The organism is Serratia entomophila (genome assembly GCF_021462285.1).
GTDB lineage: Bacteria > Pseudomonadota > Gammaproteobacteria > Enterobacterales > Enterobacteriaceae > Serratia > Serratia entomophila.
Map to the genome: position 1 here is coordinate 4,548,873 of NZ_CP082787.1, position 24,480 is coordinate 4,573,352.

Sequence of the window (24,480 nt, forward strand, 5' to 3'; positions counted from 1 at the left end):
TTTCTGCTCGTTACTTTTTCATCAGACAATCTGTGTGAGCACGCCACGCGAATCAATATCATTAGGTAAGGAGGTGATCCAACCGCAGGTTCCCCTACGGTTACCTTGTTACGACTTCACCCCAGTCATGAATCACAAAGTGGTAAGCGCCCTCCCGAAGGTTAAGCTACCTACTTCTTTTGCAACCCACTCCCATGGTGTGACGGGCGGTGTGTACAAGGCCCGGGAACGTATTCACCGTAGCATTCTGATCTACGATTACTAGCGATTCCGACTTCATGGAGTCGAGTTGCAGACTCCAATCCGGACTACGACGTACTTTATGAGGTCCGCTTACTCTCGCGAGCTCGCTTCTCTTTGTATACGCCATTGTAGCACGTGTGTAGCCCTACTCGTAAGGGCCATGATGACTTGACGTCATCCCCACCTTCCTCCGGTTTATCACCGGCAGTCTCCTTTGAGTTCCCGACCGAATCGCTGGCAACAAAGGATAAGGGTTGCGCTCGTTGCGGGACTTAACCCAACATTTCACAACACGAGCTGACGACAGCCATGCAGCACCTGTCTCAGAGTTCCCGAAGGCACCAATCCATCTCTGGAAAGTTCTCTGGATGTCAAGAGTAGGTAAGGTTCTTCGCGTTGCATCGAATTAAACCACATGCTCCACCGCTTGTGCGGGCCCCCGTCAATTCATTTGAGTTTTAACCTTGCGGCCGTACTCCCCAGGCGGTCGATTTAACGCGTTAGCTCCGGAAGCCACGCCTCAAGGGCACAACCTCCAAATCGACATCGTTTACAGCGTGGACTACCAGGGTATCTAATCCTGTTTGCTCCCCACGCTTTCGCACCTGAGCGTCAGTCTTCGTCCAGGGGGCCGCCTTCGCCACCGGTATTCCTCCAGATCTCTACGCATTTCACCGCTACACCTGGAATTCTACCCCCTCTACGAGACTCTAGCTTGCCAGTTTCAAATGCAGTTCCCACGTTAAGCGCGGGGATTTCACATCTGACTTAACAAACCGCCTGCGTGCGCTTTACGCCCAGTAATTCCGATTAACGCTTGCACCCTCCGTATTACCGCGGCTGCTGGCACGGAGTTAGCCGGTGCTTCTTCTGCGAGTAACGTCAATGTAATGCCGTATTAAGACACTACCCTTCCTCCTCGCTGAAAGTGCTTTACAACCCGAAGGCCTTCTTCACACACGCGGCATGGCTGCATCAGGCTTGCGCCCATTGTGCAATATTCCCCACTGCTGCCTCCCGTAGGAGTCTGGACCGTGTCTCAGTTCCAGTGTGGCTGGTCATCCTCTCAGACCAGCTAGGGATCGTCGCCTAGGTGAGCCATTACCCCACCTACTAGCTAATCCCATCTGGGCACATCTGATGGCGTGAGGCCCGAAGGTCCCCCACTTTGGTCCGAAGACGTTATGCGGTATTAGCTACCGTTTCCAGTAGTTATCCCCCTCCATCAGGCAGTTTCCCAGACATTACTCACCCGTCCGCCGCTCGTCACCCAGAGAGCAAGCTCTCCCGTGCTACCGCTCGACTTGCATGTGTTAGGCCTGCCGCCAGCGTTCAATCTGAGCCATGATCAAACTCTTCAATTAAAAGCTTGATTTGCTTCAACTCGTGAAGCGATGCTCAAAGGTTACTGCATGAATTTTACTTCAGTTAGTCACTCTTCAAGACTTGATATTTTTTCGTACCCGAAGGTACTGGATATCGTCTTGTGGAGTGCCCACACAGATTGTCTGATAAATTGTTAAAGAGCAGTGAGTTAGCCGCTTTCGCTTGTTAACTCGAGGTGGCGTATATTACGCTTTCCTCTTTCAGAGTCAACCCTAATTTTCAGGATTTTTTCTCTGCGACCCCCGGATACTCTGTGAAGTTGTTCACATGTTCCGTGTCGATGGAGGCGCATTATAGGGAGTTCCTCGCAGGCCGCAACAGGTATTTTGGGCAAAAACGATCGTTTGCTGCATTCCACAGCAAAACCCCGCCTTATACCCACTTGCACACAAGGTTATCCACAGAAGGCATTTGCACGGAAAATTTACGAGCGCCACGCAAACGTTTTCGCTACAATTCCCCGCGACGAAACGATCCCCCTTTTATGGGGGCGTTACCTGAATTTGTGCCCCATCGCCCCTTTATAGCGAGAAAAACCTTTCCCTATAAAGAGAAGCGGGTGGAAATTCACGTAACGCTCTTTTATTGCGACTCCAAAAGCCAAGGGATAAAACCATGCAACAACCTCGTCCAATCCGCCGGGCCCTGCTCAGCGTGTCTGACAAAACCGGTATCGTTGAATTCGCCGAAGCGCTGCTAAGCCGCGGCGTTGAACTGCTCTCCACCGGCGGCACCGCCCGCCTGCTGGCCGATGCCGACCTGCCCGTTACCGAAGTCTCCGATTACACCGGCTTCCCGGAGATGATGGACGGACGAGTGAAGACCCTGCACCCCAAAGTTCACGGCGGCATTCTCGGCCGTCGCGGCCAGGACGACGCCATCATGGGCCAGCACGGCATCAAACCTATCGATATGGTGGTAGTTAACCTGTATCCGTTCGCCCAAACCGTGGCGCGCCCGGACTGCTCGCTGGAAGACGCGGTCGAAAACATCGATATCGGCGGCCCCACCATGGTGCGCTCCGCCGCCAAGAACCATAAAGACGTCGCCATCGTGGTGAAGAGCAGCGACTACGCCGCCATCATCACCGAGATGGACAACAACGACGGCTCGCTGCAATACGCCACCCGTTTCAACCTGGCGATCAAAGCCTTCGAGCACACCGCCGCTTACGACAGCATGATCGCCAACTACTTCGGCGCGCTGGTGCCGGCCTACCACGGCGATACCGAACAGCCTGCCGGCCGCTTCCCTCGCACCCTGAACCTGAACTACATCAAGAAGCAGGATATGCGCTACGGTGAGAACAGCCACCAGCAAGCCGCCTTCTATATAGAAGAAGAGGTAAAGGAAGCCTCGGTCGCCACCGCTGACCAACTGCAGGGCAAAGCCCTGTCGTACAACAACATCGCCGACACCGACGCGGCGCTGGAGTGCGTGAAAGAGTTCGCCGAACCGGCCTGCGTGATCGTCAAACACGCCAACCCGTGCGGCGTGGCGATCGGCGGCGACATCCTGGCGGCCTACGAGCGCGCTTACCAGACCGACCCCACCTCCGCCTTCGGCGGCATCATCGCCTTTAACCGCGAGCTGGACGCCGCAACCGCGCAGGCCATCATCAGCCGCCAGTTCGTGGAAGTGATCATCGCCCCAAGCGTCAGCCAGGAAGCCCGCTCGCTGCTGGCGGCCAAACAGAACGTGCGCGTATTGGCCTGCGGCCAGTGGCAGCAACGCGTGGCCGGCCTGGACTTCAAGCGCGTCAACGGCGGCCTGCTGGTACAGGAACGCGATCTGGGCATGGTGACCGAAGCCGATTTGCGCGTGGTGTCCGAACGCCAGCCAAGTGCCCAGGAGCTGCGCGATGCGCTGTTCTGCTGGAAGGTGGCCAAGTTCGTCAAATCCAACGCCATCGTCTACGCGCGTGACAATATGACCATCGGCATAGGCGCCGGCCAGATGAGCCGCGTTTACTCAGCCAAAATCGCCGGTATCAAAGCCGCGGACGAAGGCCTGGAAGTGAAAGGCTCCGCCATGGCCTCCGACGCCTTCTTCCCGTTCCGCGACGGCATCGACGCCGCGGCGGCGGTCGGCATCACCTGCGTGATCCAGCCGGGCGGTTCGATTCGCGACGACGAAGTGATCGCCGCCGCCAACGAGCACGGCATTGCGATGATCTTCACCGACATGCGCCACTTCCGCCATTAATTCCTTTATGTCGCGTGCGCTGCCGCGCACGCTATTCGTGGAGCACCTGATGAACATTTTGATTATCGGCAACGGCGGGCGCGAACATGCGCTGGCCTGGAAAGCCGCCCAGTCGCCGCTGGCGGATAAAGTCTACGTGGCGCCGGGCAACGCCGGCACCGCGTTGGAAGCCAATCTGGAAAACGTGGCGATCGCCGCCACCGACATCCCGGCGCTGGTCGCCTTCGCTCAGAGCCATGATATCGGCCTGACCATCGTCGGGCCGGAAGCGCCGCTGGTGATTGGCGTAGTCGACGCCTTCCAGGCCGCCGGCCTGAAAATCTTCGGGCCGTCGCAGGCTGCCGCCCAGTTGGAAGGTTCCAAGGCGTTCACCAAAGACTTCCTGGCGCGCCACAACATTCCCAGCGCCGAATACCAGAACTTCACCGAGGTTGAACCGGCGCTGGCCTACGTACGCAGCAAAGGCGCGCCAATCGTCATCAAGGCCGATGGCCTGGCGGCGGGTAAAGGGGTGATCGTCGCCATGACCCTGCGGGAAGCGGAAGACGCGGTGCAGGACATGCTGGCCGGCAACGCTTTCGGTGACGCCGGCCATCGCATCGTGGTGGAAGAGTTCCTCGACGGCGAAGAAGCCAGCTTTATCGTGATGGTCGACGGCGAGAACGTGGTGCCGATGGCCACCAGCCAGGATCACAAACGCGTCGGCGACGGCGACACCGGCCCGAACACCGGCGGCATGGGCGCTTACTCCCCCGCGCCGGTGGTCACGGATGAAATCCACCAGCGCGCCATGGATCAGGTGATCTGGCCAACGGTGCGCGGCATGGCGGCGGAAGGCAACACCTACGTCGGCTTCCTGTATGCCGGGCTGATGATCTCCGCCGACGGCCAACCCAAGGTGATTGAGTTCAACTGCCGCTTTGGCGATCCGGAAACGCAACCAATCATGCTGCGCCTGCGCTCAGATCTGGTAGAGCTGTGCCTGGCGGGTGCGGAAGGCAAATTGCATGAGAAAACCTCCGAGTGGGACGAGCGCCCTGCCCTCGGCGTAGTGCTGGCGGCCGGTGGCTATCCGGGCGACTACCGCAACGGTGAAATCATTCAGGGCCTGCCGCAGCAGGAAAGCGCCGACGGCAAAGTGTTCCATGCCGGTACGCGCATGCAGGGCAATGAGGTGGTGACCAGCGGTGGCCGCGTGCTTTGCGTAACGGCGCTGGGGGCGACGGTAGCGGAAGCGCAGCAGCGCGCTTATCAGCTGGCGGAAGGCATTGAGTGGCCGGGCAGTTTCTGTCGTAAGGATATCGGCTATCGCGCCATTGCGCGCGGCAAGTAATCTGCACGCCGTTGCACGATGAAGGGCTCCGCATCGCGGGGCCTTTTTTATAGCTGGTTTTCTTTCGGTTCCCAGCTGCAGAAGTCGTCGTTGGCCACCAGCAGCAGCGCACGCCCTTCCGGCGCGTCCAGCCAGGCGATATTCACCGGTTGGCTGCTGTTGCGCGCACGTTTCTCCACCCAGGCTTCGGCGTTGGCGCTCAGCCCTGGCTTCAGGCGCTGCCCGTCGCAGGTTTGCACTTCACCTCGCAGCCAACGGCCCTGCAGCAGCTTCACCTGGCCTGCACGCAGTGCGTCGCTCACCTCAAGGATGCGCCGCGCCTGGTACTGATACATCGCTATCTCGTCGTTGGACAGCTGTTCGCGCCGGGTCGCCAGCTGGCGCTGCATAAAGCTCACCGTGCCGTCATCGGCAAAGCGCAGTTGGATGGAGTCGCGATCGCCGTCGGCGTCGGTACGTTTAATCTGGCGCAGTGCGCCGTCCTGATAGGTATAAAGCGTGGTGACGGTGCCTGGCCCGCGGTAGGGGCTGTAGACGCTCATCAGCACCTGCGCGCGATGCTGTTCGTCATCTTTTCGCCACAGGCGAATCACGCCCTGATCGGCCGCGTAGCCGCTGGCGGTGAAGCTGGGGATATCGGAGTGAAAACTGCAGGCGCCCAGGCTGACGGCGATGCCGACAACCACCAGCGCCCGGCGGATAAACAAAAGGGGCGCCATCGCCCCCCTGTTAAATCTCTTCACCAACACGCAGTATTACTTAACCGCGTCTTTCAGTGCTTTACCAGAAACGAACGCAGGCACGTTGGCAGCTGCGATTTTGATTTCTTTACCAGTCTGTGGGTTGCGGCCAGTGCGCTCGCTACGATGGTTTACTTTGAAAGTACCGAAACCAACCAATTGTACTGCATCACCTTCTTTCAGAGACTCAGTAATAGCAGCCAGGGTGGATTCCAGAGCCAGTTTAGCTTGTGCTTTGGAAAGGTCAGCCTTGTCCGCGATTACATCAATCAGTTGAGTCTTGTTCATAAGTTATCCTTACAGTGTGTTTATCGTTTGCAAAGCATCGAGTGCGACGGATATGCCGATGGACAGCACTCTCCTGCATACACGCACCGATAGCCACTTTTTTTACGCCCCCCAAATGTAGACCAGACAGGGTGCGGATGTGAAGCCTTAAGGCATGACAAATCAGGCGTTAAATCACGTTTTGTTGCCTTATTGCGCTAAATTTATCCCGATATTACTTACCGCGGCTTCGCGAAGGTCGGATCGCAACCCTTTGATCAGGTCTAAATCCCGCTCCTCGCAGTCAGCCAACAGGCGGAAAATTTCCCATTGGATGTCCCATTCTTCCTCGACCGCAGGCAAAACCTTCAACTCATCGTCGGTCATTTCTCGACCGGCTTGAGTCATTTCCAACATCGCCACGGTGCGAATCGAGGTTTCGCTAATGGCGATGGCGTGCTCCAGCGTCTCCCCGCTGAGCCGCGAATGGATCAGTTCCCCTAATGCGATACAGGCGTCGATCGCCGGGTAAACGCCGTAAAGATCGTAATCTTCTGCCGACGGTATCGCCTCTTCCAACTTCTCCAGCTGGCTGTCGAAGTTGACTTTGGCATCCTTGACCACCAGCGTCTCCCACACCAGATCCAGGATACGGCGGTAAATGGCCGGATCGCCGAACTCGGTTTGCAGGCAGAACATCTGGTAATTCGGATACATACGCTCGCACAAACTGGCCATAAAGGTCAAATGTTGCCAGCTCTCGAGCCTTTCCAGACGTAAATGAATCGGGTTACGTAGCATTGTTTACTCTCTTACGCGTTATCTGCGCCGCAGTGTACCCGAAATCACTCATTGCGACACCTCCGGATGCTGCTGCAGCCAGCGCTGGAAGGCCGGGCGGCGCGAAGCGATGGCGTCTGCCCAACGGGTGGGTTCCGGCAGGCGATAACCCGCCATGCAGCGTTGCACCCAGGCCAGCGCGCTATCGGCGCTGACGCGGTGGCCGGTGGCGATAAACAGTGGGTTGCAGCGCGCCTTGCTGCGCCATACCCAGCCCAACTGCTCGCCTTTGTCTTCCAGCGGCGCCAGCGCTCCCGCAGCGGCGTCGAGCGGCGCAAACTTGCCGCACAGGCGCTTCTTGGCCACGCCGATGGTCGGCACATCGACCAACAGGCCAAAATGGCTGGCGACGCCCAGGCGGCGCGGATGCGAGATGCCATGACCGTCGACGAAGATCAGATCCGGTTTTTGCCCCAGCTGCCGCCAGGCGGCAAGCAGCGCCGGATATTCGCGAAACGACAGAAAACCGGGGATATAGGGCATGGTGGTGGCGATGCGGGCGATCTGATACTCCACCAGCTCCAGCGAGGGATAGCGCAGGATGGCGATGGCGGCGCGCGTCACCGCCCCCTCTTGCTCGAAGCCCACGTCAGCGCCGGCGATGAACGCCGGCGGATCGACCGGCAAATCATCGTGGCGAATGACCTCGGAGGCGCGCCGCAGCTGTTCGGCGCGCAGGGCTTGAGTCTCTATCACGTCCACTCCTTAACGGTGGTATTTCGCCGACTGCGCGTGCACTGCCTCAACGAAGGCGCCGGCATGTTCCGGCGGCACGTCCTGATGGATGCCATGGCCCAGGTTGAACACGTGGCCTTCGCCGTGGCCGAAGCCCGCCAGAATGGTTTCCACTTCCTGGCCGATGCGTTCCGGCGAAGCATAGAGCATCGACGGATCCATATTGCCCTGCAGCGCCACCGTGCCGCCCACGCGGCGGCGCGCATCGGCGATATCGGTGGTCCAGTCCAGGCCCAGCGCGTCGCAGCCGGTGGCGGCCATCGCTTCCAGCCACTGGCCGCCGCCCTTGGTGAACAAGGTGACCGGCACCCGGCGGCCGTCGTTTTCACGCAGCAGGCCGTCGACGATTTTATGCATGTAATGCAGCGAGAACTCGCGGTAATCGCGGCCGGTCAGCACCCCGCCCCAGGTGTCGAACACCATCACCGACTGCGCGCCGGCCTTGATCTGAGCATTGAGGTACAGGATCACGCTGTCCGCCAGCTTATCGAGCAGCAGGTGCAGCGTGGCCGGTTCGGCATACATCATCTTCTTCAGCTTGGTGAAGGCCTTGCTGCTGCCGCCCTCCACCATATAGGTCGCCAGCGTCCAGGGGCTGCCGGAGAAACCGATCAGCGGCACTTCGCCCTTCAGCTCGCGGCGGATGGTGCGCACCGCGTTCATCACGTAACCCAGCTCCACTTCCGGATCGAACAGCGGCAGCTTGTCTACGTCGGCGCGGCTGGCGATAGGGGAAGAGAAACGCGGGCCTTCGCCGGCTTCGAAATACAGCCCGAGCCCCATGGCGTCTGGAATGGTCAGAATGTCGGAGAACAGGATGGCGGCATCCAGCGCATAGCGGCGCAGCGGCTGCAGCGTCACCTCGCAGGCCAGTTCCGCGTTCTTGCACAGCGACATGAAATCGCCGGCCTGGGCGCGGGTGGCCTTGTACTCCGGCAAATAACGACCGGCCTGGCGCATCATCCATACGGGGGTCACATCCACCGGCTGACGCAGCAGCGCGCGCAGGTAACGATCGTTCTTCAACTCATTCATTTATGGGGCTCCCTTAATAATCTGCCCGCCATTGTACATTATTCTGCCCGGCACAGCGCCACGGTGTCCTCTATCAACCGGCGCGCCACGGTGCCGGGCGGCGGCAACAGCGGCAGTTGGTCATAGCGGTACCACCCGGCGTTGAGCAACTCCTTGGGATCGTGGCGCAGCTCGCCCTGATGGTAGTCGGCCATAAAGGCCATCATCAGCGAATGCGGGAACGGCCAGGGCTGGGAGGTGACATAGCGCAGGTTCTTGATTTCAATATTGCTCTCTTCCATCACCTCGCGCGCGGCCGCCTGCTCCAGCGTCTCGCCCACCTCAACGAAGCCGGCCAGCACCGTGTGGATGCCGCCGCGGTGGCGAACGTGTTGCGCCAGCAGGATCTGGTCGTCGCGCCGGATGGCGACGATCACGCAGGGGGCGATCTGCGGATAGTAGCGCTCACGGCAGTGGCCGCACAGGCAGGCGCTTTCGCTGCGGCTGAGGTGCATTTCATGGCCGCAGTAGCCGCAATAGCGATGGGAACGATAGAAATCGGCCAACTGGACGCCGCGCCCGGCGAGCTGGAACAAACCGCGATCCAGTTCGAGCAGTTGCCGCACCGAGCCCATGTCGTGCGGCATCGCCTGCCGAACCAGCCAGACAGGCGCACCGCCCCACTCACCGATAGTGCGCGCCATCTTGCCCTGCAGGGAAAAAGAGGCGGCCGAACCGAACGGCAGTTCACCTTGCGGTAACCAAAGTTTGCTTTCATGGCTGACTATCCACCAGCCATTTTCATTACCCGTTAATGCAAGTTCCATATCGTTGTTGCACAACCTCAGCTTCACTGGCACTCTACAAATCGGCCTTGTTACATTTTAATAACTTACTGTTACTTTTTATTAATGACGGAGTCAAACATGCTCAACCGTTTGGAAAGCCTGACTCAACGCCTTGGTGGTAGTAATGAATTAGTCGATCAATGGCTTCAGGCCCGCAAGCAGTTGCTGGTCGCCTACTGTACTTTAGTGGGCCTCAAACCGAATAAAGAAAAGCATACGCCGCTGAATGAAAAAGCGCTGGAGAACTTTTGCCATAATCTGGTGGATTATCTCTCAGCCGGGCATTTCCATATCTATGACAGAATTATCAAACAAGTGGAAGGTTCCTCCAGTCCGAAAATGACGCTGTCGGTTAACATCTACCCCAAGCTCTGGGCCAATACCGAGCAGATCATGGCGTTCCACGATCGCTATACCGAAGTGGATATCGATCAGGACCTGTGCCTGGAGCTCCACCAGGCGTTGTCGGATATCGGCGAAACCCTGGCCGCACGTTTTACCCTGGAAGACCGGCTGATCCACCTGGCGGCGGAAGCCCCTCAGTCGCCCCTGCCGGACCAGGCGCTGGATCAGGCGCGTTAGAATTTTGTAGTTTTTTTTATTATCCCTCCTATACTGGGGGGCATCTTGTCGGAGTGCCTAGCGCCTGATTTGTTCAACAAATTGGCCAGGCTGAGACCGTTAATTCGGGATCCGCGGAACCTGATCGGGTTAATACCCGCGAAGGGAACAAGAGTAATCTATCGCCACAGGCAGGACTCCTCCCGGTTAGGGACGATCCGCTTTACCGGCCAGCACCATTACTCCCTCCGAGCTCCAGACAAGCAACTTTCCCAACCCACTGGTAGGAACTTGCTATGTCTAACGTTAAGAAACCTCGTGCCCGCAAAGCACAACGCGAAGCCGCCCAGCAGTTTATCGACAGCCTGCAGGGGATGGCCTTCCCCAACTCACGCCGTATCTATCTGCAGGGCGCACGCAGCGACGTGCAGGTGCCGATGCGCGAAATCCAGCTCAGCCCGACGCTGATCGGCGGTGGCAAGGACAACCCGCAGTACCAGCCGAACGAGGCCATTCCGGTGTATGACACCGCCGGCCCCTACGGCGATCCGCAGGCCCAGCTCAACGTTCATGCCGGCCTGGCCAAACTGCGCACCGGCTGGATTGAAGAACGCGGTGATACCGCGCCCCTGAGCGGCGTCAGCTCCGGTTTCACCCAGCAGCGCCTGGCGGACGAGGGGTTGGACCATCTGCGTTTCGAACACCTGCCGCAGCCGCGCAGGGCGCAACCGGGTAAATGCGTCACCCAGCTGCACTATGCCCGCGCCGGCATCGTCACCCCGGAGATGGCGTTTATCGCCATCCGTGAAAACATGGGGCGCGAACGCATTCGCGGCGAAGCGTTGCGCCGGCAGCACCCGGGCCAGGGCTGGGGCGCCAATCTGCCCGACAACATTACCCCGGAATTCGTGCGCCAGGAGGTGGCCGCCGGCCGCGCCATCATCCCCGCCAACATCAACCACCCGGAATCCGAACCGATGATCATCGGCCGCAATTTCCTGGTGAAGGTCAACGCCAATATCGGCAACTCGGCGGTGAGCTCCTCGATAGAAGAGGAAGTGGAAAAGCTGGTGTGGGCGACTCGCTGGGGCGCCGACACCGTGATGGATCTGTCCACCGGCCGCTATATCCACGAAACCCGCGAATGGATCCTGCGCAACAGCCCGGTGCCCATCGGCACGGTGCCGATTTATCAGGCGCTGGAGAAGGTGAACGGCGTGGCGGAAAACCTGACCTGGGAAATGTTCCGCGATACCCTGCTGGAACAGGCGGAACAAGGGGTGGACTACTTCACCATCCACGCCGGCGTGCTGCTGCGCTATGTGCCGATGACCGCCAAACGCCTGACCGGCATCGTTTCGCGCGGCGGTTCGATCATGGCCAAATGGTGCCTGTCGCACCACCAGGAAAACTTCCTGTACCAACACTTCCGTGAAATCTGTGAGATCTGCGCCGCCTATGACGTTTCGCTGTCGCTCGGCGACGGCCTGCGCCCGGGCTCCATTCAGGACGCCAACGACGAAGCGCAGTTCGCCGAGCTGCATACCCTCGGTGAGCTGACCAAAATCGCCTGGGAGTACGACGTGCAGGTGATGATCGAAGGCCCCGGCCACGTGCCGATGCAGATGATCCGCCGCAACATGACCGAAGAACTGGAACACTGCCACGAGGCGCCGTTCTATACCCTCGGCCCGCTGACCACCGATATCGCCCCGGGTTATGACCACTTCACCTCCGGCATAGGCGCGGCGATGATCGGCTGGTTCGGGTGCGCCATGCTGTGTTACGTCACGCCGAAAGAACACCTCGGCCTGCCGAACAAGGAAGACGTTAAACAAGGACTTATCACCTACAAGATAGCCGCCCACGCCGCCGATCTGGCCAAGGGCCACCCGGGCGCGCAGATCCGCGACAACGCCATGTCCAAAGCCCGCTTCGAATTCCGCTGGGAAGATCAGTTCAACCTGGCGCTCGATCCGGCCACCGCCCGCGCCTACCACGACGAAACCCTGCCACAGGAGTCCGGCAAAATCGCCCACTTCTGCTCGATGTGCGGGCCGAAATTCTGCTCGATGAAAATCTCGCAGGAAGTGCGCGATTACGCCGCCGCTCAGGAGGCCGCCAAACCGATAGAAGTGCAGCTGGACGGCATGGAAAAAATGTCGGCCGAGTTCCGTTCACGCGGCAGCGAGCTGTATCACAGCGCCGGTAACCTGCAAGAGGAAATAAGCAATGACTGATATCACCACCCCGTTCCCCGCCACCCCGCACAAGCTGGGGTTGTACCCGGTGGTCGACAGCGTCGAATGGATCGCCCGCCTGCTGGGCGCCGGCGTCACCACTATTCAACTGCGCATCAAGGATCTGCCGGATGAGCAGGTAGAGGAAGACATCGCCGCCGCCATCGCCCTGGGCAAGCGGCATCATGCGCGGCTGTTCATCAACGATTATTGGCGGCTGGCGATCAAGCACGGCGCCTATGGCGTGCACCTCGGCCAGGAAGATCTGAATACCACCGATCTGGCGGCGATCCACCGCGCCGGGTTGCGGCTGGGGGTATCGACCCACGACGACGCCGAACTGGCGCGCGCCATCGCGGTAAAACCTTCTTATATTGCCCTCGGGCACATCTTCCCGACCCAGACCAAAGACATGCCTTCGGCGCCGCAGGGGCTGGCGGAGCTGAAGCGCCACCTCGCCGGGTTGACGGACTACCCGACGGTGGCGATCGGCGGGATCGGTATCGATCGCGTGCCGGCGGTGCTGGCCTGCGGCGTCGGCGGCGTGGCGATGGTCAGCGCCATCACCCAGGCGGCGGACTGGCGCGCGGCCACCACCGAACTGCTCCGGTTGATCGAAGGGGAGGCGTGATCCCATGCTCAACGATCAAGAGTTTCTGCGCTACAGCCGCCAGCTGCTGCTGGAGGACGTGGGCCCGGAAGGCCAGGAAAAGCTCAAACGCGCGACGGTCCTGATCGTCGGCCTGGGCGGCCTGGGCTCCCCGGCGGCGCTATACCTGGCCGCCGCCGGGGTCGGCACGCTGCTGCTGGCCGATGACGATCGGCTGCACGTCACCAACCTGCAGCGCCAAATCCTTTATCGCAGCGCCGACACGGCGCAAAGCAAAGCCGTGCTGGCGCAGCAGCAATTGCAGGCGCTGAATCCCCTGGTGGAGGCCATTCCGCTGGAACAGCGGCTGCAGGGGCGATCATTGCATGATGCCGTCGCCCGCGCCGATCTGGTGCTGGACTGCTGCGACAATATGGCCACCCGCCATGCGGTGAACGCCGCCTGCGTAGCGGCCGGCAAACCGCTGATCAGCGGCAGCGCGGTAGGTTTCAGCGGCCAGCTGCTGGTGATTGAACCGCCCTATGAACGCGGTTGCTACACCTGCCTGTACCCGGAGCAAACCGAACCGCAGCGCAACTGCCGCACCGCCGGCGTGCTTGGCCCGGTGGTTGGGGTGATAGGCACGCTGCAGGCGCTGGAAGCGATAAAAATGCTGGCGGGCATGCCTTCGGCGCTCAGCGGCAAACTGCGCCTGTTCGATGGCAAGCAGCAAAGCTGGAGCACGCTGCAGCTTAGCCAGGCCAGCGACTGCCCGGCATGCGGAGGCACGGCATGAAGATCCGGCTCAACGACCAACCGCTGGAGCTGCCCCAGCCGCTCAGCGTCGCCGCCCTGCTCGAACGGCTGGAACGCCACCAGCCGGGCACCGCGTTGGCGATCAATCAAACCATCATCCCGCGCACCGACTGGGCCAGCCATCTGGTGCAAGACGGCGATGACATCCTGCTGTTTCAAGCGATTGCCGGAGGCTGACATGCTGAAAATCGCCGATACCCTCTTTACCTCCCGCCTGTTTACCGGCACCGGCAAATTCGCCACGCCGGCGCTGATGCTGGAAGCGCTGCAGGCTTCCGGCTCGCAGCTGGTGACCATGGCCATGAAACGCGTCGATCTGCGCGGCGGCAATGACGCCATTCTGGCGCCGCTGCAGCAGCTGGGCGTGCGGCTGCTGCCCAACACCTCCGGCGCCAAGACCGCCGCCGAAGCGGTATTCGCCGCCCGGCTGGCGCGTGAAGCGCTCGGCACCCACTGGGTGAAGCTGGAAATCCACCCCGACGTGAAATACCTGCTGCCGGATCCGATAGAAACGCTGAAAGCGGCGGAAACGCTGGTGAAAGACGGCTTTGTAGTACTGCCCTACTGCGGCGCCGATCCGGTGCTGTGCAAGCGGTTGGAAGAAGCGGGCTGTGCGGCGGTAATGCCGCTTGGCGCGCCCATTGGTTCTAACCGCGGCCTGCGCACCCGCGACTTCCTCGAAATCATCATCGAACAGGCCAGGGTACCGGTGGTGGTCGACGCAGGCATCGGCGCGCCGAGCCATGCGCTGGAAGCGATGGAGCTGGGCGCCGACGCGGTGCTGGTGAATACCGCCATCGCCGTGGCGCGCGATCCGGTGCAGATGGCGCGGGCGTTCCGCCTGGCGCTGGAGGCAGGTGAGCTGGCGCGCACGGCCGGGTTAGGCGGCAGCCAACGCAGCGCCGTCGCCTCCAGCCCGCTGACGGCGTTTCTCAGCCACTCTGAGGAGAGGGCATGATGGCCGATGATTTCAGTAGCCGCTGGCAGCAGCTGGATTGGGACGACATCAGGTTACGCATCAACGGTAAAACCGCCCGCGACGTGGAGCATGCGCTGGATGCGGACAAGCTGACGCGCGACGATTTTATGGCGCTGATTTCCCCCGCCGCCGCCGCGTACCTGGAGCCGCTGGCGCAGCGCGCGCAACGGCTGACCCGCCAGCGCTTCGGCAACGTGGTCAGCTTCTACGTACCGCTGTACCTGTCCAACCTGTGCGCCAACGACTGTACCTACTGCGGTTTTTCCATGAGCAACCGCATCAAGCGCAAGACGCTGGACGCGGCGGAAATAGAACGCGAATGCCTGGCGATCAAAACGCTGGGTTTCGAACATCTGCTGCTGGTTACCGGCGAGCACCAGAGCAAGGTCGGCATGGATTATTTTCGCCGACATATCCCGGCGATCCGCCGCCATTTCAGCTCGCTGATGATGGAAGTGCAACCGCTGGCGCAGGAGGAATACGCCGAGCTGAAGGCGCTTGGGCTGGACGGCGTGCTGGTGTATCAGGAAACCTACCACCCGGCGACCTACCTGCAGCACCACCTGCGCGGCCAGAAACAGGACTTCCACTGGCGGCTGGCGACGCCGGATCGCCTGGGCCGCGCCGGGATCGACAAGATCGGGCTTGGCGCGCTGATCGGCCTTTCCAGCAGTTGGCGCACCGACTGCTACCTGCTGGCGGAGCACCTGTTTTATCTGCAGCAAACCTACTGGCAAAGCCGCTATTCGATCTCCTTCCCACGGCTGCGCCCCTGCACCGGCGGCATTGAACCGGCGTCGATCATGAGCGAGCCGCAGCTGGTGCAGTTGATCTGTGCCTTCCGGCTGTTCGCCCCCGACGTGGAGCTTTCCCTGTCGACCCGCGAATCGCCGTTCTTCCGCGATCACATGATCCCGGTGGCGATCAACAGCGTCAGCGCCGGCTCCAAAACCCAGCCCGGCGGTTATGCCGACGACGTGCCGCCGGAGCTGGAGCAGTTTGAACCGCACGATGGCCGCACGCCGCAGCAGGTGGCGCAGGCGATCGGCGACGCCGGGTTGCAGCCGGTGTGGAAAGACTGGGACGGTTATCTGGGGCGCGGCCCACAATAAGCTGCAACCCTTGCTCCGCTGCGGGAAAATCTATGGGCGGGCTGCGCAAAGGGCGCCAACGCCGCTGGCGCCGAAAATCACGCGGGCTATAGTGCCTCTGCCGGCCGCCAAACCCGGCGCCGGCCGGGGCCGTTACCCTCTCGACGGCTCCGCCTTACCCAACACCCGGATCGCGCCGGATACCCTCCCGCGCGACTCCGGGTTCTTCTTTTTGGTTTGCTCACTCGCAAAACTGGCTTGGGGGTTTTGACAAAACAAACTGGTTGGACCACATTTAACGTCTTATCCCGGCGGAATCATCACTATGAACCTGTACCTGCGACTGCTTTGGATCTTGATCTCGTCACGCTGGAAACCGCGCATGTCGATGGATGCCCTGACCAGCACCCTGCAAACCCGGGTGTGGCTCAACGACATCGATATCAATCTGCATATGAACAATGGCCGCTACCTGACGGTGTGCGATCTAAACCGGGTAGATATGTTTATCCGCACCGGATTGATGAAACTGATGTTAAAACGGCGTTGGTCACCGATCGTCAGCCAGCTGAACATGGATTACAAAAAGGCGCTACGGCCCTTCCAGCGTTATCAGGTCAGCATGACCATTACCCACTGGGACGAGCGTTACTTTTATGCGACCCACACTTTCAGCGTCGGCGATCGGATCGTGGCGCTGGGCACGTCACAGGCAGTGGTTCTTGGGAAAGAAGGCGTGGTACCGCCGGAAGAGGTGGCGAAAAGCGTGCAGGAATATCAGCAGGCAAAAGAAACCTGACCCGCCGCGGTGATGCAATGAGTCCCTGATGCTGTAATGGCCCTGGTGTTGGCCTGGTATCTTTTTGCAGCCTGCGCCCGGCTTGAAACCGGGCGCAGGCTGCTTATTTTGTGAGACAGGCAACTCCCCCCAGGAACGCGAATCACACATATAAGTGCTAATTAATCATATCAACGGTAAAATGTGAATGTCTTTTGAGTGTTTTTTAAATACATATTGAGTGTCTTTTGAGTTTACCCAATAAAATCAAACGGATATATCCGCAGTCATCCTGACTTCATCTATAATCGAGCCAGCAGGCAGCCTCGGGACAGCAAATGCTCGTGGTCAACGTCAGAAGAATCGAGGTGATCATGAAGAAAACGCCAAATTACGCAGAAGCGATCGGTACCTTGCTGACCCAGAAAGGGGTTGGCGACAGAAAGCACGCATCAACCATGGCGAGCATACTCAACCTGCAATACAACAGCGCCAAGCAGAAGCTGGACGGTAAAAGAGGCATCACTCTCGAAGAAGTAAAAAAGGTATTTCAATACTTCAGCGAATCGTTTGAAGGGCGCAGAGCCCACAACTGCGTGTTTATCATGAACAGCATACATAAACGGTGCAATATTGAGGTCGATGACAAGCCGGTAGATAACATTGAGGATGCGGAAACCTATGCGTTCAGAAAAGACGATCTGTTTATCATTAACACCGGCAAGGATAAAAACGCGGGCGCAGAGCTGTATAGGGTCAAAAAAATAGACTTTCTGCCGGCGCCAAGGATAGCCATACTCGACAACGATCAAGACATACTGGAGTTGCTAAAGAAAATCACCACCCGCTACGGAATTGAAACGGAAACCTTCCCAACGGCGGCGGCGATCATCGAGGCCCTGGAGCAACACGCCTACGAGGCCTTCATCCTTGATTGGCTGCTCGACTTCGGCGAGACGTCCGAAAAGGTGGTAGAGAAGATAAAAGACCGGGTGGACACCTCTGCGCAGATCATCATCCTGACCGGTCAGTTAAACCATTATGAAAAAAACATAGGCGATATGATATTAAACTATGACGTACATTTGATCGAGAAGCCGGCCAAGCCGCTGATTATCTCTTCGCTGTTGCTTTCCCATTTATTTTTCAACTGACTTTATTGGCAGGCAAATAAGGAATGATGAACCTTTGCCCTCGGCCGATTTCACTCTGATGCTCCCTTTCATCCTGGTCACATAGTTCTTGATAATGGTTAACCCCAAGCCCAGCCCCTGGCGCGTCTCCCTTTCCACTCCCTGATTAAATGCCTTATATAGCTTGTCAATATTTTTCACGTTAAAACCAATACCATTGTCCTTTACCAGCAGATAAAGGCGGTTATTGCACACCTTCACATTCAGAATAACCCGGCCGCAATGCGTATATTTATCGGCATTGCCCAACAGGTTGACGAGTATCCGATAGAGCTTGTACTTGTCGACATGGATTTCCCCCGCATAAGACGAATGCCGGATAACAAATTGGTTGCGGCCTTCCCCGCTCACTGCGGCGACGGCGTCGTCAACCACCTCATTGAGCGAAAACAGAGAATCATTTACCTTTACCTCACCCATTTCAAGCCGCGAGTAGTCCATCACCTCACGCGTTTGCTCTGCGATTTTATTGCCATGGTGGGAGATGAGCCGGGCTTCTTTCTTCAACTCATCCTGAATCAGTTCATGCTCCATGATGTCTGCCGCAATCACGATAGCCTGCGTTGAACCAGCGATCTCATGGTAGATGGAGGAGATAAATATATTCTTATTCTTAACTATCTCCTTCAGTGAAAACGCATTCTTCAAGATAAGGAACATCATCAGAAAGATCAGCGCCAGCGAGAACATGGCAAACAGTTCGGCCTTGCCTGAATTGTCTTTGATGATGTCTTTAACCTCGGTGAAATTCCTTATCTGTATTTTGTAGATTATCTCTTGAATATCGATCAGGGTGATTTCCATCTCCTCCATAAAGGAGAGTATATCGGCTCTGGTTTTGGTGCCGTTTAGCAGCTCTGCGCCAAGCTGATCCAGCTCGGCATACTGACGCTTCAAAAGCGCGACGGTGTTTAGAAATTCCTTATCATAATAAAAAGAGTCGCTGAATGTAGAACGGCTTTCAAGAATGGCAATCTTCGAGGAAAATATTTTCTTCTTGAGCATAAAACTGTCGTAGCTATCCTCGTCGCCCAACAGCAGTGCGGTTTTCGTTCTTTCAAAGGATAAAAATAGAATTTCAGCGACGGAGTAGTTATCGAGATTGGGCTCAATCTGCTTGTATCGCTCTTTCACATTACCGAAGTTTACGGCAATCAATAAAATCAACAGCACCAGCGCCGCAATCAGGGTGACAAGCGTCCCGATGAATTTCTTGCTCATTTCACTTAACCTCTAGCATTTTTATTTGCCAAACGGTTTTTGCGTTCACATCAATATTGTTCAATTCCGGGTGGCTATCGCGCGGGTAGATAATCGCAAAAGGCCCCAACTGCGCAACATCCATAAGCTCGCCATTTTTCTTATAGGCGATAATCACTTTATATTTAGCCAGCTCGGCGACGGGAATTGAATATGAATAATCATCCCAGGCAAAAGCGCGAACCTTGCTGCCCGTCAGACCATACTCCTTTGCCAGCGCGCTAAACTCAACGCCGGTAAAAACGGCCTCCGGAGTGAAGTTGGTCGAGGTTTTAATCGAAGAGGATGGCATCGCCTCTAACGCCTGCAGCGTAATCTTGACCTTCTCGCCATCGCTCTTTTTAAGATAAAAATAGTCAACGCCCGCATAGAGCGGAGCGCTAAACAAGGAAATCAGCAATAATGCCATCAGTCCTTTGATTTTCATTATTTATTACCTTGGCGCTTAACCAGTTCCGCCTGGCCAAATTCATCCTTGCCGATGGCAACCCAGCCACGCCGCTGATAAAACGCCTCGGCCGTGGAACCCGGATCGGTAGTGAGGTGGATTTCTGCGGCGCCATTCTCGAACAACCATGCGGTTACGGCGTCCAGCAAGGCGGAACCTATCCCTTTCGACTGGTATTCCGGCTTAACAAACAGCCCGCCGATCAATGGCTCGGGAATGAACAGGCCAAAACCGACGCCGGCGTAATCTTCACCGTATTTGCAAATCCAGCCGCCGCCCTGGTTGATATCATCCAGCGCCTGGGTTCTCTGCAGATACTGGATCTGGTGAGGATGAAGCGGGTTCTCTTCGACGGAAAATCTGATTTCATACAGGTAAGGCAGGTGTTTTGCGGTCAACTTTTCGAAGGTGATCGGGCTGTCCATATTTGTACAATCCTTGGTTGTCATAGCGCGCCGGCGATTTCAGCCATTATTGCGGGTTTCTTCATAGTAGCAAAGATTGCCGCCTGCGGAAGCGGGCAAAAAAAAACCGCCCCCGAAGGAGCGGCTTATCTGGCTGTGGGCCCGGCATGCCGGGCCCGCGGGATACGGCGATTACTCGTCGTTGCCGCCCAGGTTGCCTGCATTGAGCAGTTCGGCCAGGTTGGCTGTCGCTTCTTCCGCGCTGACCTGCGGAACAACCGGCGCTTCACCCTGAGCACGGCGGCGCATGCGGTCCTGATGATAAGCGTAACCGGTACCGGCTGGGATCAGACGGCCCACGATGACGTTCTCTTTCAGGCCACGCAGTTCATCACGCTTGCCGGCAACGGCCGCTTCGGTCAGAACGCGCGTCGTTTCCTGGAACGATGCAGCGGAGATGAAGGACTCGGTCGCCAAGGAAGCCTTGGTGATACCCAGCAGATCACGTGAGAAGGTTGCCGGGATCTTGCCTTCAGCTTCGAGCTGACGGTTGGCAATCTTGACGCGCGAAACTTCAGCCTGCTCGCCTTCCAGGAACTCGGTGCCACCAGCGCTAACGATAGTGCCTTTACGCAGCATCTGACGAACGATAACTTCGATGTGCTTATCGTTAATCTTAACGCCTTGCAGACGGTAAACTTCCTGCACTTCGTTGGTGATGTAGCGGGTAACCGCATGCACACCGCGTAGACGCAGAATGTCATGCGGAGACTCTGGGCCGTCGGAAACAACGTCACCACGTTCCACAACTTCGCCTTCAAACACGTTGAGCTGACGCCATTTCGGAATCATCTCTTCGTAAGCGTCGCTGCCGTCCAGCGGAGAGATTACCAGGCGACGTTTGCCTTTGGTCTCTTTACCGAACGAGATAATCCCGCTGATTTCAGCCAGGATTGCCGGCTCTTTCGGACGACGTGCTTCGAACAGATCCGCAACGCGTGGCAGACCACCGGTAATATCCTTGGTACCGCCGGATTCCTGAGGAATACGCGCCAGGGTATCACCCGCACCGATCTGAATGCCGTCTTCCAGCTGCACAATCGCTTTACCTGGCAGGAAGTATTGAGCAGGCATATCAGTACCTGGGATCAACACGTCGTCGCCTTTGGCATCAACGATTTTCAGTGCCGGACGCAGGTCTTTACCGCTACCGGTACGTTCTGCGCTATCCAGTACCACCAGAGAAGACAAACCGGTCAGTTCGTCGGTCTGGCGGGTAATGGTCTGGCCGTCAACCATATCAGCGAAGCGGATGAAACCGCTGACTTCACTGATAACTGGCATGGTGTGCGGATCCCAGTTAGCAACGGTTTCGCCGCCGTTAACTTCTGCACCGTCACCTTTGCCCATCACGGCGCCGTAAGGCACTTTGTAGCTTTCTTTGGTACGGCCGAATTCGTCGATCAGCTTCAGCTCGGTGTTACGTGAAGTAATCACCAGCTTGCCCGCTGCGTTCATAACGAACTTAACGTTGCTCAGCTTCAGGCTACCTTTGTTCTTCACCTGGATGCTGGACTCTGCCGCCGCACGAGATGCCGCACCACCGATGTGGAACGTACGCATCGTCAGCTGGGTACCCGGCTCACCGATGGACTGTGCCGCGATAACGCCGATGGCTTCACCTTTGTTGATGATGTGACCACGTGCCAGGTCGCGACCATAGCAGTTGGCACACACGCCAAAGTCGGTTTCACAGCTCACTACGGAACGGACTTTAACGCTGTCGACAGAGTTCTCTTCCAACAGGTCACAGGTCTTCTCGTTCAGCAGGGTGTTGCGTGGCACCAGGATGTCCGCCGTACCCGGCTTGATGACATCTTCTGCCGTCACACGACCCAGAACGCGTTCGCGCAGCGGCTCTTTAACGTCGCCGCCTTCGATAACCGGAGTCATCAGAATGCCGTTGTGAGTGCCGCAGTCGTCTTCGGTCACTACCAGGTCCTGCGCCACGTCAACCAGACGACGGGTCAGATAACCGGAGTTTGCCGTTTTCAGTGCGGTATCCGCCAAGCCTTTACGCGCACCGTGCGTGGAGATGAAGTACTGGAGTACGTTCAGACCTTCACGGAAGTTCGCGGTGATCGGCGTTTCGATGATCGAGCCGTCCGGCTTCGCCATCAGGCCACGCATACCGGCCAGCTGACGAATCTGAGCGGCGGAACCACGCGCACCGGAGTCGGCCATCATAAAGATGCTGTTGAAGGAAACTTGCTGTTCCACAACGCCGTCACGGTTAACCACGTCTTCTACCGACAGGTTTTCCATCATCGCTTTAGCAACGCGTTCGTTTGCCGCAGCCCAGATATCGATCACTTTGTTGTAGCGTTCGCCGGCGGTAACCAGACCAGACTGGAACTGCTCCTGGATCTCGGCAACTTCGGTTTCCGCTTCTTCGATGATCTCCGCTTTCTTGGCCGGGATAACCATGTCGTCGATGCCTACGGAAGCGCCTGAACGGGCTGCGTAAGCAAAACCGGTGTACATGATCTGGTCAGCAAAGATTACGGTCGGCTTCAGGCCCAGGATGCGGTAACAGGTGTTCAGCATCTTGGAGATCGCTTTCTTGCCCAGAGGCTGGTTAACGATCGAGTACGGCAGACCTTTTGGCACGATCATCCACAGGATGGCGCGGCCAATGGTGGTGTCAACGATGCTGGTTTGCGTCGTCCACTCGCCTTCTGCGGTTTTGACGTCTTCGGTGATACGCACTTTAACGCGCGCATGCAGAGACGCCAGACCGGCGCGGTAAACACGCTCAGCCTCTTTCGAACCGTTCAGCACCATGCCTTCGCCTTTGGCGTTAACACAGTCGCGGGTCATGTAGTACAGACCCAATACAACGTCCTGCGAAGGAACGATGATTGGCTCGCCGTTCGCTGGTGACAGGATGTTGTTGGTAGACATCATCAGCGCACGCGCTTCCAGCTGGGCTTCCAGCGTCAGCGGTACGTGAACGGCCATCTGGTCACCGTCGAAGTCGGCGTTGTATGCCGCACAAACCAGCGGGTGCAGCTGGATAGCTTTACCTTCGATCAGCACAGGTTCAAACGCCTGGATACCCAAACGGTGCAGGGTTGGTGCACGGTTCAGCAGTACCGGGTGTTCGCGGATAACTTCGTCCAGGATGTCCCAAACGACAGCTTCTTCGCGCTCAACCATTTTCTTGGCGGCTTTGATGGTGGTGGCCAGGCCACGCAGCTCCAGCTTGCCGTAGATGAACGGTTTGAACAGCTCCAGCGCCATTTTCTTAGGCAGACCGCACTGATGCAGACGCAGGTATGGACCTACGGTGATTACAGAACGACCGGAGTAGTCAACGCGTTTACCCAACAGGTTCTGACGGAAACGACCCTGCTTACCTTTGATCATGTCGGCCAAAGATTTCAGAGGACGCTTGTTGGAACCGGTGATCGCACGACCGCGACGGCCGTTATCCAGCAGGGCATCTACCGCTTCTTGCAGCATACGCTTTTCGTTGCGCACGATGATGTCAGGCGCAGCCAGATCCAGCAGGCGTTTCAGACGGTTGTTACGGTTGATCACGCGGCGGTACAGATCGTTCAGATCTGAAGTCGCGAAACGACCGCCATCCAGCGGAACCAGCGGACGCAGATCCGGCGGCAGTACCGGCAGCACGGTCAGGATCATCCACTCCGGCTTGTTGCCAGACTGTACGAACGCTTCCAGCAGCTTGATACGCTTGGTCAGCTTCTTGCGCTTGGTTTCGGAGTTGGTTTCGTTCAGCTCTTCACGCAGCTGCTCGCACTCGGCTTCCAGATCCATGTTTTTCAACAGGGCCTGAATAGCTTCCGCACCCATCTTGGCGTCGAATTCGTCACCGAACTCTTCCAGCGCGTCCAGATACTGCTCTTCAGTCAGGATCTGACGGCGCTCGAGGTTGGTCATGCCGCCTTCAACCACCACATAGGATTCGAAGTACAGCACGCGTTCGATGTCACGCAGCGGCATATCCAGCAGCAAACCGATGCGCGAAGGCAGCGATTTCAGGAACCAGATGTGCGCAGTCGGCGAAGCCAGCTCGATGTGGCCCATGCGCTCACGGCGCACTTTGGTCTGGGTCACTTCAACGCCGCACTTCTCGCAGATCACGCCGCGGTGTTTTAAGCGCTTGTACTTACCGCACAGGCACTCGTAATCTTTTACCGGCCCAAAGATACGGGCGCAGAAAAGGCCGTCGCGTTCAGGCTTGAACGTACGGTAGTTAATGGTTTCCGGCTTCTTAACTTCACCGAACGACCATGAACGGATCATGTCTGGCGATGCCAGAGCAATCTTGATCGCATCAAACTCTTCGGTCTTAGTTTGCGCTTTCAGAAACTTCAATAAGTCTTTCACGGATTGGCTCCTGTCGGAGTTAAACCTGTTGGGCACCCACAACCGCAGTAGGTACCCGTGTGACCTGAACAACCACCCTCAGGCTCCCTAAGGC

21 protein-coding genes, 1 rRNA gene and 1 riboswitch are annotated in these 24,480 nt (G+C 57.9%); of the genes, 11 read left to right on the forward strand and 11 right to left on the reverse strand.

Annotated elements, in window-relative coordinates; translation table 11 throughout:
- Nucleotides 1-66: 66 nt before the first annotated feature.
- Nucleotides 67-1,607, reverse strand: a 16S ribosomal RNA gene (locus KHA73_RS21805).
- A gap of 637 nt (nucleotides 1,608-2,244) precedes the next feature.
- Here KHA73_RS21805 and purH point away from each other — a divergent pair.
- Both purH and purD read left to right on the forward strand, forming a co-directional pair.
- Nucleotides 2,245-3,834, forward strand: a complete 1,590-nt coding sequence (purH, locus tag KHA73_RS21810) for a bifunctional phosphoribosylaminoimidazolecarboxamide formyltransferase/IMP cyclohydrolase (RefSeq protein ID WP_234586672.1) — start codon at nucleotides 2,245-2,247, stop codon at nucleotides 3,832-3,834.
- Nucleotides 3,835-3,883: 49 nt separating this feature from the next.
- The gene (purD, locus tag KHA73_RS21815; protein ID WP_234586673.1) at nucleotides 3,884-5,167 is read left to right on the forward strand and encodes a phosphoribosylamine--glycine ligase; all 1,284 of its coding nucleotides are present in this window, start codon (nucleotides 3,884-3,886) and stop codon (nucleotides 5,165-5,167) included.
- 47 nt (nucleotides 5,168-5,214) lie between these two features.
- Here the strand turns inward: purD and KHA73_RS21820 are convergent, their stop codons facing one another.
- The 6 genes from KHA73_RS21820 to nudC all read right to left on the reverse strand — a co-directional run bounded on the left by KHA73_RS21820 (nucleotide 5,215) and on the right by nudC (nucleotide 9,590).
- On the reverse strand, nucleotides 5,215-5,886 hold the full coding sequence (locus KHA73_RS21820; RefSeq protein ID WP_234586675.1) for a DUF1481 domain-containing protein: 672 nt from the start codon (nucleotides 5,884-5,886) through the stop codon (nucleotides 5,215-5,217).
- A 36-nt stretch (nucleotides 5,887-5,922) separates the two neighbouring features.
- Nucleotides 5,923-6,195: a nucleoid-associated protein HU-alpha gene (hupA, locus tag KHA73_RS21825; RefSeq protein WP_004929874.1), complete on the reverse strand. Its 273-nt coding sequence runs from the start codon at nucleotides 6,193-6,195 to the stop codon at nucleotides 5,923-5,925.
- A gap of 189 nt (nucleotides 6,196-6,384) precedes the next feature.
- A complete protein-coding gene (locus KHA73_RS21830; protein WP_234586677.1) occupies nucleotides 6,385-6,975 on the reverse strand; it encodes a YjaG family protein in 591 nt (196 codons plus the stop codon).
- A 48-nt stretch (nucleotides 6,976-7,023) separates the two neighbouring features.
- Complete coding sequence (gene nfi, locus KHA73_RS21835) at nucleotides 7,024-7,710, reverse strand: deoxyribonuclease V (RefSeq protein WP_234586678.1); 687 nt, start codon at nucleotides 7,708-7,710, stop codon at nucleotides 7,024-7,026.
- Nucleotides 7,711-7,719: 9 nt separating this feature from the next.
- Entirely contained in the window at nucleotides 7,720-8,784 is a 1,065-nt protein-coding gene (gene hemE, locus KHA73_RS21840) for a uroporphyrinogen decarboxylase (RefSeq protein ID WP_234586680.1), read from the reverse strand.
- A 38-nt stretch (nucleotides 8,785-8,822) separates the two neighbouring features.
- Nucleotides 8,823-9,590, reverse strand: a complete 768-nt coding sequence (nudC, locus tag KHA73_RS21845) for an NAD(+) diphosphatase (protein ID WP_234586682.1) — start codon at nucleotides 9,588-9,590, stop codon at nucleotides 8,823-8,825.
- Between the two features lie 99 nt (nucleotides 9,591-9,689).
- Between nudC and rsd the strand changes: the two genes are divergently transcribed.
- From rsd to KHA73_RS21890, 9 genes are all read left to right on the forward strand, one after another.
- Nucleotides 9,690-10,193: a sigma D regulator gene (gene rsd, locus KHA73_RS21850; protein WP_234586684.1), complete on the forward strand. Its 504-nt coding sequence runs from the start codon at nucleotides 9,690-9,692 to the stop codon at nucleotides 10,191-10,193.
- Nucleotides 10,194-10,232: 39 nt separating this feature from the next.
- Nucleotides 10,233-10,357, forward strand: a riboswitch (TPP riboswitch).
- Nucleotides 10,358-10,468: 111 nt separating this feature from the next.
- Entirely contained in the window at nucleotides 10,469-12,412 is a 1,944-nt protein-coding gene (gene thiC, locus KHA73_RS21855) for a phosphomethylpyrimidine synthase ThiC (protein ID WP_314725592.1), read from the forward strand.
- Nucleotides 12,405-13,043, forward strand: a complete 639-nt coding sequence (gene thiE / locus KHA73_RS21860) for a thiamine phosphate synthase (protein WP_234586685.1) — start codon at nucleotides 12,405-12,407, stop codon at nucleotides 13,041-13,043. Before thiC ends, thiE begins: the two co-directional genes overlap by 8 nt.
- Nucleotides 13,044-13,047: 4 nt before the next feature.
- On the forward strand, nucleotides 13,048-13,797 hold the full coding sequence (locus KHA73_RS21865; RefSeq protein WP_234586687.1) for a HesA/MoeB/ThiF family protein: 750 nt from the start codon (nucleotides 13,048-13,050) through the stop codon (nucleotides 13,795-13,797).
- Entirely contained in the window at nucleotides 13,794-13,994 is a 201-nt protein-coding gene (gene thiS, locus KHA73_RS21870; RefSeq protein ID WP_234586688.1) for a sulfur carrier protein ThiS, read from the forward strand. Before KHA73_RS21865 ends, thiS begins: the two co-directional genes overlap by 4 nt.
- Before the next feature lies 1 nt (nucleotide 13,995).
- A complete protein-coding gene (locus KHA73_RS21875; RefSeq protein ID WP_234586690.1) occupies nucleotides 13,996-14,775 on the forward strand; it encodes a thiazole synthase in 780 nt (259 codons plus the stop codon).
- A complete protein-coding gene (gene thiH, locus KHA73_RS21880; RefSeq protein ID WP_234591362.1) occupies nucleotides 14,775-15,908 on the forward strand; it encodes a 2-iminoacetate synthase ThiH in 1,134 nt (377 codons plus the stop codon). The genes KHA73_RS21875 and thiH overlap by 1 nt, the downstream gene beginning before the upstream one ends.
- 304 nt (nucleotides 15,909-16,212) lie before the next feature.
- Nucleotides 16,213-16,686 carry an acyl-CoA thioesterase gene (locus KHA73_RS21885; protein WP_234586691.1) on the forward strand — a complete coding sequence of 158 codons (474 nt, stop codon included), beginning with the start codon at nucleotides 16,213-16,215 and terminating at the stop codon, nucleotides 16,684-16,686.
- A gap of 317 nt (nucleotides 16,687-17,003) precedes the next feature.
- On the forward strand, nucleotides 17,004-17,819 hold the full coding sequence (locus tag KHA73_RS21890; protein ID WP_234586693.1) for a helix-turn-helix domain-containing protein: 816 nt from the start codon (nucleotides 17,004-17,006) through the stop codon (nucleotides 17,817-17,819).
- On the opposite strand, the gene KHA73_RS21895 is transcribed toward KHA73_RS21890, so the two are convergent.
- The 4 genes from KHA73_RS21895 to rpoC all read right to left on the reverse strand — a co-directional run bounded on the left by KHA73_RS21895 (nucleotide 17,805) and on the right by rpoC (nucleotide 24,386).
- Nucleotides 17,805-19,079, reverse strand: a complete 1,275-nt coding sequence (locus tag KHA73_RS21895) for a sensor histidine kinase (protein ID WP_234586695.1) — start codon at nucleotides 19,077-19,079, stop codon at nucleotides 17,805-17,807. The two genes, KHA73_RS21890 and KHA73_RS21895, sit on opposite strands and share 15 nt — an antisense overlap.
- Before the next feature lies 1 nt (nucleotide 19,080).
- Nucleotides 19,081-19,545: a molybdopterin-dependent oxidoreductase gene (locus tag KHA73_RS21900; protein WP_234586697.1), complete on the reverse strand. Its 465-nt coding sequence runs from the start codon at nucleotides 19,543-19,545 to the stop codon at nucleotides 19,081-19,083.
- Nucleotides 19,545-19,991, reverse strand: coding sequence for a GNAT family N-acetyltransferase (locus tag KHA73_RS21905; protein ID WP_234586698.1), 447 nt, complete (start codon nucleotides 19,989-19,991; stop codon nucleotides 19,545-19,547). Before KHA73_RS21905 ends, KHA73_RS21900 begins: the two co-directional genes overlap by 1 nt.
- 171 nt (nucleotides 19,992-20,162) lie before the next feature.
- On the reverse strand, nucleotides 20,163-24,386 hold the full coding sequence (rpoC, locus tag KHA73_RS21910) for a DNA-directed RNA polymerase subunit beta' (RefSeq protein WP_234586700.1): 4,224 nt from the start codon (nucleotides 24,384-24,386) through the stop codon (nucleotides 20,163-20,165).
- Between the last annotated feature and the right edge of the window lie 94 nt (nucleotides 24,387-24,480).

Excerpts from the sequence above, each read along its gene's own strand:
- purH (WP_234586672.1), top strand. The coding sequence starts at position 2,245 with ATGCAACAACCTCGTCCAATCCGCCGGGCCCTGCTCAGCGTGTCTGAC.
- purD (WP_234586673.1), top strand. The coding sequence starts at position 3,884 with ATGAACATTTTGATTATCGGCAACGGCGGGCGCGAACATGCGCTGGCC.
- KHA73_RS21820 (WP_234586675.1), bottom strand. The coding sequence starts at position 5,886 with ATGGCGCCCCTTTTGTTTATCCGCCGGGCGCTGGTGGTTGTCGGCATC.
- hupA (WP_004929874.1), bottom strand. The coding sequence starts at position 6,195 with ATGAACAAGACTCAACTGATTGATGTAATCGCGGACAAGGCTGACCTT.
- KHA73_RS21830 (WP_234586677.1), bottom strand. The coding sequence starts at position 6,975 with ATGCTACGTAACCCGATTCATTTACGTCTGGAAAGGCTCGAGAGCTGG.
- hemE (WP_234586680.1), bottom strand. The coding sequence starts at position 8,784 with ATGAATGAGTTGAAGAACGATCGTTACCTGCGCGCGCTGCTGCGTCAG.
- nudC (WP_234586682.1), bottom strand. The coding sequence starts at position 9,590 with ATGGAACTTGCATTAACGGGTAATGAAAATGGCTGGTGGATAGTCAGC.
- rsd (WP_234586684.1), top strand. The coding sequence starts at position 9,690 with ATGCTCAACCGTTTGGAAAGCCTGACTCAACGCCTTGGTGGTAGTAAT.
- thiC (WP_314725592.1), top strand. The coding sequence starts at position 10,469 with ATGTCTAACGTTAAGAAACCTCGTGCCCGCAAAGCACAACGCGAAGCC.
- thiE (WP_234586685.1), top strand. The coding sequence starts at position 12,405 with ATGACTGATATCACCACCCCGTTCCCCGCCACCCCGCACAAGCTGGGG.
- KHA73_RS21865 (WP_234586687.1), top strand. The coding sequence starts at position 13,048 with ATGCTCAACGATCAAGAGTTTCTGCGCTACAGCCGCCAGCTGCTGCTG.
- thiS (WP_234586688.1), top strand. The coding sequence starts at position 13,794 with ATGAAGATCCGGCTCAACGACCAACCGCTGGAGCTGCCCCAGCCGCTC.
- KHA73_RS21875 (WP_234586690.1), top strand. The coding sequence starts at position 13,996 with ATGCTGAAAATCGCCGATACCCTCTTTACCTCCCGCCTGTTTACCGGC.
- thiH (WP_234591362.1), top strand. The coding sequence starts at position 14,775 with ATGGCCGATGATTTCAGTAGCCGCTGGCAGCAGCTGGATTGGGACGAC.
- KHA73_RS21885 (WP_234586691.1), top strand. The coding sequence starts at position 16,213 with ATGAACCTGTACCTGCGACTGCTTTGGATCTTGATCTCGTCACGCTGG.
- KHA73_RS21890 (WP_234586693.1), top strand. The coding sequence starts at position 17,004 with ATGCTCGTGGTCAACGTCAGAAGAATCGAGGTGATCATGAAGAAAACG.
- KHA73_RS21895 (WP_234586695.1), bottom strand. The coding sequence starts at position 19,079 with ATGAGCAAGAAATTCATCGGGACGCTTGTCACCCTGATTGCGGCGCTG.
- KHA73_RS21900 (WP_234586697.1), bottom strand. The coding sequence starts at position 19,545 with ATGAAAATCAAAGGACTGATGGCATTATTGCTGATTTCCTTGTTTAGC.
- KHA73_RS21905 (WP_234586698.1), bottom strand. The coding sequence starts at position 19,991 with ATGGACAGCCCGATCACCTTCGAAAAGTTGACCGCAAAACACCTGCCT.